Origin of the sequence: Anaerostipes sp. 494a, assembly GCF_001940315.1 — a bacterium.
GTDB lineage: Bacteria > Bacillota > Clostridia > Lachnospirales > Lachnospiraceae > Anaerostipes > Anaerostipes faecalis.
Genome location: NZ_MJIF01000001.1, coordinates 629,903 through 644,866, shown reverse-complemented (window position 1 = coordinate 644,866; position 14,964 = coordinate 629,903). Strand labels below are relative to the sequence as shown.

Here is a 14,964-nt window from a genome sequence, read left to right as displayed (position 1 = left end):
GAATAAGAAAAGAGGAAAAATATGAGTGATTTTAGAATGGAGACAAAATGTATCCAGTCCGGATGGACACCAAAAAAAGGAGAACCAAGAGTTCTTCCAATTTATCAGAGTACAACATTTAAATATGATACCAGCGATCAGATGGGACGTTTGTTTGACTTGGAAGACTCTGGATATTTTTATACAAGACTTCAGAATCCTACAAATGATGCAGTAGCATCTAAGATTTGTGATCTTGAAGGTGGAGTAGCAGCTATGCTGACATCTTCTGGACAGGCAGCAAATTTTTATGCCATTATGAATATTTGTGAAGCCGGGGATCATATCGTATGTTCTTCTGCAATTTATGGTGGTACATATAATTTATTTGCCCATACAATTCGCAAGATGGGAGTAGAGGCAACTTTTGTGGAGCCGAATGTAAGTGAGGATGAATTAAATGCAGCTTTTAAAGAAAATACAAAGGCAGTATTTGGGGAAACTATTTCTAATCCATCACTGGATGTACTGGATTTTGAAAAGTTTGTCAAAGCTGCACATGATCATCAGGTTCCGATGATTGTTGATAATACTTTTGCAACACCTATTAACTGCCGTCCGTTTGAATGGGGAGTAGATATTGTTACCCACTCCACAACAAAATATATGGATGGACATGCAGCATGCGTAGGTGGAGCTATTGTTGACAGTGGTAATTTTGACTGGGAAGCATATGGAGATAAGTTTGCATGTCTGACAGAACCGGATGAAACATATCATGGAGTTGTATATACACAAAAATTTGGAAAAGGTGCATATATTACAAAAGCTACGGTACAATTGATGCGAGATCTTGGGTCTATTCAGTCTCCTCAAAATGCATTTTTACTCAATCTTGGTCTGGAGACATTGCATTTGCGGGTACCAAGACATTGTGAAAATGCAAAGAAGGTTGCAGAGTATTTATTAAACCATGAAAAAGTTGCATGGGTTCATACACCTGCCTTGGAAAGTGATAAAAATTATGAATTAGCTCAGAAATATATGCCAAATGGCACATGTGGCGTTATCACTTTTGGATTAAAAGGTGGAAGAGATGCATCTATTAAAATGATGGATAGCTTGAAAATGGTTGCAATTGTAACACATGTGGCGGATGCAAGAAGTTGTGTGCTTCATCCTGCAAGTCATACTCATCGTCAGATGAATGAACAGGAACTTCTGGAAGCAGGAGTTCAGCCTGATCTGATTCGATTCAGTGTTGGTATTGAAAATGCAGACGATATTATTGCTGATGTTGAGCAGGCTTTGGCAAATATATAAATAATTGTAGAAAAAGCTTGACTTTTTTTGAAAAATCTTCATAATAGATAGAGGTAGCTTAATTGTTACCTTTATCATATGGCTCCATGGTCAAGAGGTTAAGACGTGACCCTCTCAAGGTCGAGTCACGGGTTCGATTCCCGTTGGAGTCATTATAAAACCTGCGTTTTTACGTGGGTTTTTTCTTTTTTCTATTTTATTTTGAAATCTAAAGGCAGTTTATAAAAGGAGGAAAGGGCAGTTTTATGAAAAATGCAGTATTCTTTGATATTGATGGGACTTTATGGGATGAAGATATGATTGTGCCTGAAAGCACTGTTACAGCAGTGAAGAAACTCAGGGAAGATGGAAATTATGCGTTTTTATGCAGTGGGAGAAGTCGGGCAGCTATTCAATCTCAGAAATTGTTTGATATTGGATTTGATGGAATGGTTGCAGGATGTGGAACATATTTTGAATATGAAAATCGAGAGATTTTTAATAAAAAAATGAAATATGATGAATTGAAAGAAATCATCTGTATTTTTAAGGAATGCCGGATGCCGTTTATTTTTGAAGGGAGTCGTTATTTATATACAGATGTGGAAGCTTTTGGTGGAGATGCATATATTGAATACTTAAAAAAAGAATTAGGAGAAAATCTAAAACCTCTAGATGCACTAAATGAAAAGAGTGTAGTCAATAAGATGTGTGGTATTTGTAATCTGGAAAAGAAAGATAAATTTCAGAAAGAAATGAGAAATTATTGTGATGTTATTTTTCATACAGATACTATTATAGAAATGGTGCCTAAAGGCTTTTCGAAAGCAACGGGAATTAAAAAAGTATGTGAATTGCTTGATATTTCCCATAGTAACACATATGCATTTGGAGACAGTGCCAATGATGTTGATATGTTAAATTATGTGCAATTTGGTATTGCTATGGGAAATGCATCAAAGGAAGCGAAGGATGCGTCTGATTATGTTACATCTTCGATTAGTGAAAATGGAATTAAGAATGGATTAAAACATTTTCACCTGATTTAATATCTTGATAAAACTATTTGTTTGGAAGTATAATGTGAATGAAAGTGAGGTTTTATGATGAAATTTAAATTTGATGTACATACACATACTGTAGCAAGTGGACATGCATACGGAACCGTTAGTGAAATGGCAAAGGCAGCAGCAGATCATGGACTGGAGCTTCTTGGAATAACAGAACATGCTAAAGGTATTCCTGGTACATGTGATGATATTTATTTTATGAATATGCGCATTATACCAAGAAAAATGTTTGGTATTGAATTAATGTTTGGTTCGGAAATCAATATTCTGGATAGTAATGGAACATTAAGTATGAGTTCAGAACTAATTGATCGCTGTCTGGATATTCGAATTGCAGGAATTCATGATTTATGCTATGAAGTTGGTACAGTTGCACAAAATACCAATGCTTATGTGAAGGCAATTGAGAATCCTCAGATTGATATTATCAGTCATCCAGATGATTCAAGAATACCGATTGATTATGAAACCATCGTTGATGCAGCAAAAGAAAATCATACATTACTTGAATTAAATAATAGTTCTTTGGACTGTCTGTCTTCTAGAGTAGGAGCGTGGGATAATCTTCAGATTATGCTGAGATTATGTGAAGAAAAAAAAGTACCTGTTATTGCTAATACAGACTCACATTTTACAGATGCAGTGGGGATTTTTGATCATGTTAGTGTTTTACTGGAAGAAACAAAATTTCCGGAGGAACTGGTTGTAAATCGTTCCGTTGAAGCATTAAAGGAACAGATTCAAAAACACAGGACCATCCGGAAAATTGGAAAACAGGTTTATGATAATTAGAAAAATATTAATGCAAGAATAACAGTTATAATACCGGAAATGCCAATGGCAATGCCACTCATTGCACCTTCTACATCGCCAAGTTCTACAGCTTTGGAAGTACCGACTGCATGGCTGCAGGCTCCAATAGATACACCGGCGATGGTTGCATTATCTATTCTGAAGATTTTGATTAGATAAGGACAAAGGATAGAACCAAGGATTCCTGTTATTACAACAGCAGCAACTGTAATAGAAGGAATTCCGGATAGCTGAGAGCTGATTTCCATGGCAATAGGTGTTGTAACGGATTTTGGCAGAAGTGAGAATCTAAGAGATTCATCAATCTGAAATAATTTACATAAAAAATGAACACTGAACGTGGAAGTCAGAGCACCTGCAAGACATCCTGTCAGTACAGGAATCAGGTTTTTCTTTAATAGCGGAAACTGTCGAAAGATGGATAATCCAAGAGCAGCAGTTGCAGGAGCAAGAAACATACTAATAAACTGTCCGCCTTCATTATATGTGTTAAAAGGAATAGAACAAAGCTTAAGCAGTAAAATCATAAATCCGATAGTTAAAAGGAGAGGATTTAAAATTGCAAGCTTTGTTTTTTTATTTATAAGCGAAAATAATTCAAAAATCATTACGGATAAACCGATGGAAAACAAAGGATTTTCCATGAATTCTTTTATAAGATTCATATTATTTACCTTCTTTCTTTTGTAATTTGATAACTAGTTTCATTGTATACGCAGTTGCAAGAAATGTAAAAATTGTAGTGATAAAACAAATAAACAAAAAAATAATCATTTTTCCTTTTAATAAATCATATTTTTCCATAATGGCAATACCGGCAGGAAGAAATAAAAAAGCCATATTTTGAAGAAGAAAATCTGCTGCATCTGAAATGTGTTCTTCTTTTAATATGTGAGATAGTAAAAAGAATAATACGAGAAACATACTCATGATAGTGCCTGGAAATGTAAATGGAAGGAGTTTTGCAAGAAAATCCCCTAAAATACAGATAAAAAATAAAATGCTCAATTGAAATAAGTGTTTCATTTGTGTTCCTTTCTAAGTAAATAGTAAATGTTGTGTTTGCAGAAAATATACAGGTCTTCATTATGATTAACGAAATCTTTTCCAGGGACAAATTTGGAATAACATTTATCTGCTGTTGCGGGAATTCTGATACTCTTATCTACCATTGATCCCATGGCTTTTGGAAGAACAATATCTTCTTCAGGCAAGTAATAATAGTCTTCTGGATTTGGATAATAATGTTTAAGTAATCCATTCTGGTAATAGCAGATAAAGGTGGCAGAAGTATCTTTGATTGATAAGTTCATACAATCCTTTTCTAATACTAAAGGTTTTGACCAGGGCTGTTTTAAAGATATACTAATTTCCAGACAATCTTCTTTCTGTTTACATCTGGTAATCTGAAATTCACCTTTTTCTAAAGAGAGATAACATGTCAGTGATGAGACTGATACTAAACCGGTTAAATCCTCTCTATTATGGAGTAAAAGCAGTTCTTTTAATTCAGTATTCCCCGTTTCCAGAAATGTCTGATAAGTTTTAATGATTTTTTTTCCTGTCAGATTATCATTTCGTATAATCCCTAAATAATTTTCTAAATCTTTTTGTCTGAATCTCTTCATTGGGAAAAGATGGCGAAAAGGTGAAAGAACCTGATAGAGATCTATGTGTTTCATATGATCCAGTGGATTATCCAAATGATATTCTCTGATTTTAGATTCTAAAAAAGGAAGATCAAATGTGGTTCCATTATAAGATATTAAAGTATCATAGGAAACAATATAATCAAGAAAATCTTTAAGAATCTCCTTTTGTGAAAAACCGTCTTTATTAAACCATTGCAGGATAGTACCATCAAAATGGCAGCAGCCAATGAGAGTAATTGCTGAAACATCAGGACTAAGACCGGTTGTTTCAATATCAAAAAATAAATATTTTTTTTCGTTAAACATAAAGATTTCCTCCTGCACATGCGTTTCTAATTATAGACTTATAAATTATATTTTGCAATCCCATAACAGCAATTCATAGTCCTTCAGACTGGACTCGCTTCGCTCGATAAGGTATAATACCTAGAATGGGTGAATTATATGCGAAGGAGGAACTGTTGTGATTTCATATATTAAGGGGATACTGGCGGCTGTTCATTCAGATGGTATTATTCTTGAAAATCAGGGGATAGGATATCGTTTGATGATGCCTATGAATATGGAGCGTTTTCCTGGGATTGGTCAAGAAATGAAAGTTTATACCCATATGCATGTAAGAGAAGATGATATTAGTCTTTTTGGTTTTCGTTCTAAAGAAGAGCTGGAGGCCTTTGAATTGCTGATAGGAGTTAATGGAATTGGTCCTAAAGTGGGATTATCGGTTCTTTCTACGTTAACTGTATATGAATTAAAGATAGCGGTCATGAGTGAAGATGTTAAAACGATTTCTACTACACCAGGTCTTGGACCTAAAGGTGCGAAAAAGCTGATTTTAGAGTTAAAAGATAAGCTGGATTTTGAAGAGATGGAAGAGGATGGGTCTGGTATGGAAATATTTCAGGAACCGGCAGATGAAAATGATTCTGTTATGGTTACTATTGAAGGACTTGTTAGTCTTGGATATTCTAAAACAGAAGCTGCGATGGCTGTGAAAAAAGTTGAGGACGCAGCATCCTATGAACCGGAGGAATTGTTAAAGAAGGCATTAAAAAATATCATGATATAGGTGGGAAATATGATGGATCGAGTGATTTCCACAGAATTAGTGGAGGAAGATATTACAATTGAAAATCATCTGCGTCCGCAGAAACTGACAGATTACATTGGACAGGAAAAAGTAAAGGAGAATCTGAAGATTTTTATTGAAGCAGCCAAAAGCCGTGGTGAGTCTTTAGATCATGTATTGTTTTATGGACCGCCAGGACTTGGGAAAACCACTCTTGCTGGAATCGTTGCCAATGAAATGGGGGTTCACCTAAAGGTAACCAGTGGACCTGCAATTGAAAAGCCGGGAGAAATCGCAGCATTACTTAATAATCTTCAGGAAGGTGATGTATTGTTTATCGATGAGATTCATCGTCTGAATCGCCAGGTAGAAGAAGTACTTTATCCGGCAATGGAGGATTATGCAATAGATATTTTGGTTGGAAAAGGACAGGCAGCCAGATCTATTCGTCTGGAACTGCCTAAATTTACTCTGGTTGGGGCTACAACCAGAGCTGGTATGCTGACAGCTCCTTTAAGAGATCGATTTGGTGTAGTAAATCGTCTGAATTTTTATAATAGTGAAGAGTTAAAGACGATTGTTCAAAGATCAGCTCAGGTACTTAATATTGAAATAGACCAGCAAGGGGCATTGGAAATAGCACGAAGATCGAGGGGAACGCCGAGACTTGCCAACAGGCTGTTAAAAAGGGTTAGAGATTTTGCGCAGGTAAAATACGATGGAAAGATCACACTGGAAGTGGCAGTTGATGCATTGAATCATTTAGAGGTTGATACAATGGGGTTGGATCAGACAGACCGTACATTATTGCTGACAATGATGGATACTTTTGAAGGAAAACCTGTCGGTTTAGATACATTGGCTGCAGCAATAGGTGAGGATTCAGGTACTATAGAGGATGTTTATGAACCGTATTTGATTCAAAATGGATTAATTCAGCGGACTCCAAGAGGAAGAATGCTGACCAGATGTGCATATGAACATTTTGGAAAAACCGTACCAGAAGGGAAATAAAAATGAAAAGAGAAATTGAGGTATTAGCACCTGCAGGTTCCATGGAATGCATGAAAGCAGCAATTGTAAACGGAGCGGATGCAGTATATCTTGGTGGAGAAATGTTTGGTGCAAGAGCATATGCTGGAAATTTTTCTCAGGAAGAATTATGTGAGGCTATTGATTATGCACACTTATTTGGAAAAAAGATATTTCTGACAATTAATACATTAGTAAAGGAAAAAGAACTCCCTTTATTGGTAGACTTCTTAAAGCCTTACTATGAACAAGGTCTGGATGCTGTTATTGTTCAGGATTTCGGAGTGTTTGCAACTGTTCGCAGACATTTTCCTGATTTGGAAATTCATGCCAGTACCCAGATGACAATTACAGGAATAAATGGTGCAAGATTAGTAAAAAAAATGGGAGCCAAAAGGGTCGTTCCAGCAAGAGAACTGTCGCTGGAAGAAATTAAAGAAATAAAAGATGATACAGGGCTGGATATGGAGTGCTTTGTTCATGGAGCTCTTTGTTATGGATACTCTGGACAGTGTTTTATGAGTAGTATGCTTGGAGGGAGAAGTGGAAATCGAGGCAGATGTGCAGGAACGTGTCGTTTGCCTTTTCAGATGAAAGGGAAAAAACATACAAAGAATTCGTATCCACTTAGTCTGAAAGATTTATGTACCATAGAGAATCTTCCGGAAATACTGAATCATGGAGTTGATTCTTTAAAAATTGAAGGACGAATGAAAGGTGCCAGATATGTAGGTGAAGTAACAAGGATTTACAGAAAATATGTAGATTTATATCTTTCAGGCAATACTTATATTGTAGAGGATCAAGACAAAAAAATCTTAATGGAATTGTTTAATCGTGGCGGATTTACCGATGGTTACTATGGTCAGTATCATGGCAGACAAATGATGAGTATGAAGCGTCCGGATCATCAGGGAATGCTTGTTGGGAAAATTAAAAAAATAAATAAAGGAAAACTTGCTTTTACTGCAAAAGAGGAAATACACAAGGGAGATATTATGGAATTAAGGATATCTTCTACAGAGAAGGTAGAATTGACCAGTCCATCAGATTGGGAAAAAGGAAGTTTTGTCACCCTAAATGGACAGAAAATGAAAAAACTGTATTGTGGTATGGAAATTTTCAGAACCAGAAATCAGCAGTTAACACAGAAGATTGATAAGAGTCTGAAATTAAAAAAGCAAGAAAATCTTAAGGGAAAAATCATACTTCATTCAGGCGAATGTGCTAAATTATGGATAGAAAATGGAAGAAAGGCTGTTTGTGCAGAAGGACCAATGATAGAAAAGGCTCAAAAACAGACAGCAGATAAACAGCAAATTATGAAACAGCTATCCAAAACAGGAGAAACTCATTATCATTTCACTGATTTACAGGTAGAAATGGATTCAGATATTTTTGTACCAGGTTCACTATTGAAAAAATTAAGAAGAGATGCTTTTGATGCATTAGATAAAAAGCAGATACAAGCATATCGACGAAGTTACAAAAAAACGGATGAAGAAGTAATCAGACAGCTGGGATCTTGTTATTCTGAGCCAGAGATTACGGTTTCTCTTGAAAATGTCAATCTTGTTCCGACTGTTTTAAAATATTCTAACGTACAGAATGTGTATCTGTCATGGATGAATCTAAAACAGAAGAAACAGCCAAAGCAGATTGTGGAACAGATATGTCAATCAGGAAAATCATGTTATATAATGCTACCTCAAATTGCAAGAAAGCAGCAGATGGAGGAAATTCAAAATAAAAAACGGCTGCTTTTTTCAAAAAATGTCAAAGGATTGGTGGTACGTAATATTGAGGAATTATCATGGCTTCTACAAGAGTCTTATAACGGGAAACTGGTGTTGGATTATATGGTATATGGATACAATAAAAAAGCAGTGGACACATTAATGAAAATGTATCCAGGTGAGGTTCGCATCACATATTCAGTGGAATGTAATCGACAGGAATTAAAGGATTTAGAATGTTACAATGGGGAACTGATTTTTTATGGTTATCTTCCGTTGATGGTTTCAGCCCAGTGTGTAAAAAATAATCTTCTAGGATGTGATCAGAAAGAAGAATGGTTAACCTTAACCGATCGATATCAAAAGGAGTTCTACGTTAAGACTTGTTGTAGCGACTGTATAAATGAAATCTATAATGGACAACCGATTTGGCTTGGAACAGAGCAGGAATTGGTGGAAGATCTGCAGCCAGAAGCATGTCGGTTTCATTTTACAAAAGAAACACCAGAGGAAGCAGATTATATTTTAAATACCATAGAAGAAATACAGAAAGGAAAAAATGTTTCTCCACTCAGTGATTATACAAAGGGTCATATGAATAGAGGAATTTTGTAGGTGAAGGTATGATACAGATTGTCACGGTCATTGCAAAATATTTAATTTTAATCATGTGTCTGGTTTATACATTATCCTGTTTTACTATGTTTAGACCTAAAAACAGGGAAAGACAGGGAGATCTTCTTGATAACCAGGTGATTTATATGTTTATTTTCCTGTTTCTGTGCTATGCAGTTTTATTTTTAAGAAGTTTTGATTTGAAAATTTTAATATTTTTTGCAGCTCAGGTCGTATTTTTTGAAATTATGATGATTTTATTTCCTAAAATCTATAAGCGATGTTCCAGACTGCTGATTAATAATACCTGTTTTTTGCTTGGAGTAGGATTTGTTATTTTAACAAGGTTATCATTTGAACTGGCCATGAAACAATTTGCTATTGCAGCGATAAGTCTTATTGTCACTTCACTTATTCCTTTAATGATGCAAAAAATATCGTTTTGGAGTAAACTGGGATGGTTTTATGCTATTGCAGGGTTTGTACTCCTTGCATCAGTTTTTGTAATAGGGGTTCAGAAAAATGGCTCCTATAATTGGGTTCGTATCGGACCTTTGGCGTTTCAGCCATCAGAATTTGTAAAAATTATATTTGTTTTCTTTTCGGCAGCACTGTTATCAAAGGCAAAAGAGTTTAGAGATTTAGTCAAAATAACTGTAATTGCTGCGTTATATGTCCTTGTTCTGGTAGTTGAAAAAGACTTAGGTGGAGCATTATTATATTTTGTAATATATCTTATGATGCTGTATGTTGCCACTGCAAAACCATCTTATCTGTTAGGAGGACTGGCGGCAGGCTCACTGGCAGCAGTGATTGCCAATCTTTTATTCTCTCATGTTCAGATTCGGGTGGCAGTCTGGAGAGATCCTTTTTCTATGATTGAAGGACGAGGAACACAGGTTTGTCAGTCTCTTTTTGCCATAGGTACAGGAGGATGGTTTGGCATGGGCCTTGGTATGGGGCGTCCATTTGATATACCGGTACGAGAATCAGATTTTATATTCTCGGTTATTAGCGAAGAATTCGGTGCGATTTTTGGACTATGTCTGATTTTTGTATTGATTAGCTGTTTCATATTATTTATGGATATTTCTACCAGAAGCAGAAAGTTATTTAATAAATTACTCTGCCTTGGATTTGGAGTATGTTTTCTGTTTCAGGTATTTTTAAGTATTGGTGGTGTTACAAAATTTATTCCATCAACAGGGGTTACCATTCCTTTGGTAAGCTATGGAGGAACTTCAGTTGTTAGTACATTGATTATTCTGAATATTATTCAGGGATTGCATATGTTAGCAGATAGCGAGGAAGAAGAACATGAACGTATTAAAGCGGAAGAAGCAAAAGAATATGGAAGAGAATCCGTTACAGAAAGACCAATGGGAAAAACCAGGAAAGAAAAGAAGAGCTAACCGTCAAATCTTGCAGATAACCTATATTTTTGTTGGATTATTTCTGGCACTGATTGGTTATATTATTCATTTTGTTGCAATTGACAGTAAAGAAGTTATCACGGACTCTCACAATCTGAGACTTCAGGAACTAGAAAAAACAGTTGTTCGCGGGAAAATCATCAGTAGTGATGGACAGGTACTTGCTCAGACTATTACAGAAAATGGTGAAGAAGTGAGAGATTATCCTTATGGTCGAATGTTTGCACATGTTGTTGGATACAATGATAAAGGGAAATCGGGGCTGGAATCAAAGTGTAACTTTGATCTGTTAACATCCAATGCAAATATTTTTTCACAGATTACAAGTAATTTAAGTGGACAAAAAAGTATTGGAGATAATGTATATACCACATTGGATACCAAAGTTCAAAAAGCTGCCTACAATGCTCTTCAGGGACAAAAAGGAGCAGTGGTAGCTATGGATCCGGAAAGTGGAAAGATATATGCCATGGTTTCTAAACCGGACTTTCGTCCGGGGCTGGTAAAGGAAAACTGGCAGGAATTAAATGAGAGTGAGAGTTCTCTTTTGTTAAATCGTGCAACTCAGGGACTTTATCCACCGGGATCCACCTTTAAAGTAGTAACAGCTTTGGAATATATGAGAGAACATGAAGACGATTATCAGGATTTCAGATATACATGTAATGGATCAACACAGGTAGGTGATCTGACTATTCATTGTTATGGAGGAGCAGTTCATGGAACAGTGGATTTGGAAGAAGCTATGGAGAAATCCTGTAATACTGCATTTGTGCATATGGCACAGTCTTTAAATAAAGGAAAATTTTCAGAACTGGCAAAAGATTTGATGTTTGATTCCAGAGTACCAATAAATTTACTGGCAAATAAAAGTCGTTTTTCTTTTAACAAGAATTCTGGTATCAATGAGTTGGCGCATACGGCAATTGGTCAGGGTGAGACATTGATTACACCTCTCCAGAATGCTATGGTCATGTGTGCAATTGCCAATAATGGTGTTATGATGCAGCCATATCTGTTGAATCAGGTAAAAAATATTGATGGTGGTGTAATTAAAGAGACAAAAACAAAAGAAATATCCAATCCTTTAACAGAAACAGAATGTACAAAGTTAAAGAAAATGCTTCGAAAGGTTATTACCCAGGGAACTGGAACCAGAGCTTATTCATCACAATATCTGGTTTATGGAAAAACAGGTTCTGCTGAATATAACAGTGCAAAGGATTCTCATGCATGGTTTATTGGATGTGCGGAGAAAAGCGGGAAAAAGATTGTTGTCAGTGTACTTGTGGAAGATGGTGATTCTGGAGGACGAGTTGCAGCACCAGTGGCTGATAAAGTTTTCCATGCTTTTTTTGACTGATGGACAGTTGAAATCATCTAATAATCACGGTATAATATTCTCAGAGATAAGGACACACATTGGTCAGAACCAAAAAGAATGTTCTGAAGACAGGAGGTTGTTATGACAAAGGCAACGAGCTGTGGTGGTGTCGTAATATTTAGAGGAAAGATTTTGCTGTTGTACAAAAGCTACAAGAACCGTTACGATGGCTGGGTACTTCCAAAAGGTACTGTTGAGAAAGGAGAAACACACGAGGAGACCGCTCTCAGGGAAGTAAAAGAAGAGACGGATGTGGATGCTTTGATTGTTAAATATGTTGGAAAAAGTGAATATTCTTTTTATTCTTTTCATGAACAGATTGTGAAAAGTGTTCACTGGTATTTAATGGAAGCGGGAAATTATCATTCCAAACCGCAGAAAGAAGAGTTTTTCGTGGACTCAGGGTACTACAAATTTCACGAGGCTTACCACTTATTAAAATTCCCAAATGAGAAGGAGATTTTGAAAGAAGCATATGAAGAATATAAAAGGTTAAAATCTTCTAACCGATGGGGAAGCAGATAGTATTATTAAGAAAACTGTTGTGAAGCAACTGACAGATCAGTTGTTTTACAGCAGTTTTTTTACATTGGGAAAGAACTTATCTGCCTTGTTTTTATTGACAAAATAGTACGAAAATTTTATAATCAAAGCACAAAATAAAATTTCGTATAAATACAAATGCATAAAATATATTTTTGTGTGTATAAAAAATTTTACCAGATACTAAACTGTAACATAAGATGTTAGAGGTATATGAATGAAACAACGAATTATGGGGATTTTTGTGGCATTTATAGTGATGACATCCACCTTTGTCTATGGAAATCAGCCAGAAGCAATTGTAACTTCTACGGTACCAACGCTATCTTTATCGGCAAAATCTGCGGTTGTGATGGAGGCAGGAAGCGGCACAATAATTTATGAGAAAGAAAAAGATAAAAAACTTCCGCCGGCGAGTGTAACCAAAGTTATGTCGTTGCTTTTAATATTTCAAGAAATCGACAGTGGGCGTCTGAAACTTGGAGATGAGGTAACGGTCAGTGAACATGCAGCATCTATGGGTGGATCACAGGTATTTTTAGAGCCTTCAGAAGTACAAAAAGTGGAAACACTGATTAAATGTGTGGTAATATCCAGTGCTAACGATGCAGTTGTTGCATTGGCAGAACATATCGCAGGAAGTGAGGAAGGTTTTGTTAAAAGAATGAATAAAGAAGCAAAAAAGCTTGGAATGAATCATACAACTTTTAAGAATGCCTGTGGTTTAGATGAGAAAGGTCATGTAACAACTGCATATGATATCGCACTTATGTCAAGAGAATTAACAACAAAGCATCCGGATATTTTCAAATATACAAAAATATGGATGGATTCTTTTACACATACCACAAGAAAAGGAACAAAGGAGTTTAGTCTTAGTAATACTAATAAGATGATTCGACAGTATAATGGATGCACGGGATTAAAAACAGGAAGTACCAGTGTTGCAAAATTCTGTCTTAGTGCAACTGCCACCAGAAATGGAGTAGATATGATCGCAGTGGTTATGGCAAGTGATGATTCAAAGGCAAGAATAAAAGATGCAAGTGCACTGCTAGATTATGGATTTGCTAATTGTCAGGTTGTTGAAGACACTATTTCAGCAAAAGAAATTGGGAAAATTCCAGTCATAAAAGGAAAAAAAGAGACAGTGTCCTATCCATCTGAAATTAAAACAAAAATTATAAATATTAAGGGTGATCAAAAGAAAATCAAAAAGGAGATAAAAATATATCCAATAACAGCTCCTGTAAAAAAAGGACAGAGGATTGGAATAATTATATATAAAAGAGGAGAAGATGTTCTAATTAAAAAGGATATCAAAGCTACTGAAAATGTGGAAAAGATGAACTACCTTAGTTGCCTTTTGAAAGTTGCAGAAAACTTTTTTTAAAACAATACACTAAATTTCTTCTGGCTGGAAAATGACAACATTAATTATTCTGTATTCGCTCATTATAATAAGCTCATGAAACAAAGAAACGCAGGTTTTTAAAGGAGGATTATAATGAGCGAATCTTGGTTAAAACTTGAAGGTAAGACAGTAATTGTTACTGGAGGTGCTTCTGGTATTGGAAAAGCAGTGGCACAGGGATTTCTGAATGTGGGAGCCAATGTGGTGATTTCTGACATGGCTCCTGAGGCTCCCGAAATGGATGAAGCAGAAGGAAAACTTCTGTATGTAAAGACTGACGTAACAAAAGTTGCAGATGTTGAGGCAATGGTTGAAAAAACAAAAGAAACATTTGGAACAATTGACGTGCTGATCAATAATGCAGGAATTAATATCCCTAGACTTCTGGTTGATCCAAAGGATCCGAAAGGACAGTATGAATTGGATGAAGCAGTTTGGGACAAAGTTTGTAATGTTAACTTAAAAGGTGTATTTTTTTGTGCACAGGCCGTTGGCAGAGTGCTGGTAGAAAAGGGAGAAGGAGTTATCATTAACATGTCTTCTGAAAGTGGTCTGGAAGGTTCTGAAGGACAAAGTGTATATGCAGCATCCAAAAATGCGGTAAATTCATTGACAAGATCTTGGGCGAAAGAACTTGGAAAACAGGGAGTCAGAGTTGTTGGAGTTGCACCTGGAATCATGGAAGCTACAGGTCTTCGTACAATAGCTTATGAATCTGCATTGGCATATACCAGAGGTATTACAGTAGACGACTTAAGAGCTGGATATGCAAAAACATCAACAACACCACTTGGGCGTTCAGGCAAACTTTCTGAAGTTGCAGATATGTGTGTATACCTGGCAAGTGAAAGAGCATCTTATGTTCATGGTGTTACAGTCAATGTTGCTGGAGGAAAAACCAGAGGATAAGAAATTTAACTGA

General features: G+C 35.9%; 14 protein-coding genes and 1 tRNA gene. 12 read left to right on the top strand and 3 right to left on the bottom strand.

Annotated elements, in window-relative coordinates:
* The first annotated feature begins 21 nt into the window (after nucleotides 1-21).
* From BHF70_RS03355 to BHF70_RS03340, 4 genes are all read left to right on the top strand, one after another.
* Entirely contained in the window at nucleotides 22-1,302 is a 1,281-nt protein-coding gene (locus BHF70_RS03355) for an O-acetylhomoserine aminocarboxypropyltransferase/cysteine synthase family protein (RefSeq protein WP_075758952.1), read from the top strand.
* An 80-nt stretch (nucleotides 1,303-1,382) separates the two neighbouring features.
* Nucleotides 1,383-1,454 (top strand) — tRNA-Glu (locus BHF70_RS03350).
* A 93-nt stretch (nucleotides 1,455-1,547) separates the two neighbouring features.
* Nucleotides 1,548-2,330, top strand: a complete 783-nt coding sequence (locus BHF70_RS03345) for a Cof-type HAD-IIB family hydrolase (RefSeq protein WP_075758951.1) — start codon at nucleotides 1,548-1,550, stop codon at nucleotides 2,328-2,330.
* Between the two features lie 57 nt (nucleotides 2,331-2,387).
* Nucleotides 2,388-3,143 (top strand): phosphatase, encoded by a 756-nt coding sequence (locus BHF70_RS03340; protein WP_075758950.1) that lies wholly within the window; start codon nucleotides 2,388-2,390, stop codon nucleotides 3,141-3,143.
* Here the strand turns inward: BHF70_RS03340 and BHF70_RS03335 are convergent.
* The 3 genes from BHF70_RS03335 to BHF70_RS03325 are packed head-to-tail and all read right to left on the bottom strand — an operon-like array spanning nucleotide 3,140 to nucleotide 5,122.
* On the bottom strand, nucleotides 3,140-3,829 hold the full coding sequence (locus BHF70_RS03335; protein ID WP_230973568.1) for an LrgB family protein: 690 nt from the start codon (nucleotides 3,827-3,829) through the stop codon (nucleotides 3,140-3,142). The genes BHF70_RS03340 and BHF70_RS03335 overlap by 4 nt on opposite strands.
* Nucleotide 3,830: 1 nt before the next feature.
* Nucleotides 3,831-4,190, bottom strand: coding sequence for a CidA/LrgA family protein (locus BHF70_RS03330; RefSeq protein WP_075758949.1), 360 nt, complete (start codon nucleotides 4,188-4,190; stop codon nucleotides 3,831-3,833).
* Nucleotides 4,187-5,122 carry a ribonuclease H-like domain-containing protein gene (locus tag BHF70_RS03325; protein ID WP_075758948.1) on the bottom strand — a complete coding sequence of 312 codons (936 nt, stop codon included), beginning with the start codon at nucleotides 5,120-5,122 and terminating at the stop codon, nucleotides 4,187-4,189. Before BHF70_RS03325 ends, BHF70_RS03330 begins: the two co-directional genes overlap by 4 nt.
* A gap of 157 nt (nucleotides 5,123-5,279) precedes the next feature.
* On the opposite strand from BHF70_RS03325, the gene ruvA reads away from it, so the two are divergent.
* The 8 genes from ruvA (at nucleotide 5,280) to BHF70_RS03285 (ending at nucleotide 14,951) form a co-directional block, all read left to right on the top strand.
* Nucleotides 5,280-5,885 (top strand): Holliday junction branch migration protein RuvA, encoded by a 606-nt coding sequence (ruvA, locus tag BHF70_RS03320; RefSeq protein WP_075758947.1) that lies wholly within the window; start codon nucleotides 5,280-5,282, stop codon nucleotides 5,883-5,885.
* Nucleotides 5,886-5,894: 9 nt separating this feature from the next.
* Nucleotides 5,895-6,899, top strand: a complete 1,005-nt coding sequence (gene ruvB, locus BHF70_RS03315) for a Holliday junction branch migration DNA helicase RuvB (protein ID WP_075758946.1) — start codon at nucleotides 5,895-5,897, stop codon at nucleotides 6,897-6,899.
* A gap of 2 nt (nucleotides 6,900-6,901) precedes the next feature.
* A complete protein-coding gene (locus BHF70_RS03310; protein WP_075758945.1) occupies nucleotides 6,902-9,268 on the top strand; it encodes a peptidase U32 family protein in 2,367 nt (788 codons plus the stop codon).
* 8 nt (nucleotides 9,269-9,276) lie between these two features.
* A complete protein-coding gene (locus tag BHF70_RS03305; RefSeq protein WP_075758944.1) occupies nucleotides 9,277-10,680 on the top strand; it encodes an FtsW/RodA/SpoVE family cell cycle protein in 1,404 nt (467 codons plus the stop codon).
* A complete protein-coding gene (locus BHF70_RS03300; RefSeq protein WP_075758943.1) occupies nucleotides 10,586-12,064 on the top strand; it encodes a peptidoglycan D,D-transpeptidase FtsI family protein in 1,479 nt (492 codons plus the stop codon). The genes BHF70_RS03305 and BHF70_RS03300 overlap by 95 nt, the downstream gene beginning before the upstream one ends.
* A gap of 102 nt (nucleotides 12,065-12,166) precedes the next feature.
* A complete protein-coding gene (locus tag BHF70_RS03295) occupies nucleotides 12,167-12,610 on the top strand; it encodes an NUDIX hydrolase (RefSeq protein WP_075758942.1) in 444 nt (147 codons plus the stop codon).
* Nucleotides 12,611-12,845: 235 nt separating this feature from the next.
* The gene (locus BHF70_RS03290; RefSeq protein WP_075758941.1) at nucleotides 12,846-14,021 is read left to right on the top strand and encodes a D-alanyl-D-alanine carboxypeptidase family protein; all 1,176 of its coding nucleotides are present in this window, start codon (nucleotides 12,846-12,848) and stop codon (nucleotides 14,019-14,021) included.
* 114 nt (nucleotides 14,022-14,135) lie between these two features.
* Complete coding sequence (locus BHF70_RS03285; protein WP_075758940.1) at nucleotides 14,136-14,951, top strand: SDR family oxidoreductase; 816 nt, start codon at nucleotides 14,136-14,138, stop codon at nucleotides 14,949-14,951.
* The last annotated feature ends 13 nt before the right edge of the window (nucleotides 14,952-14,964 follow it).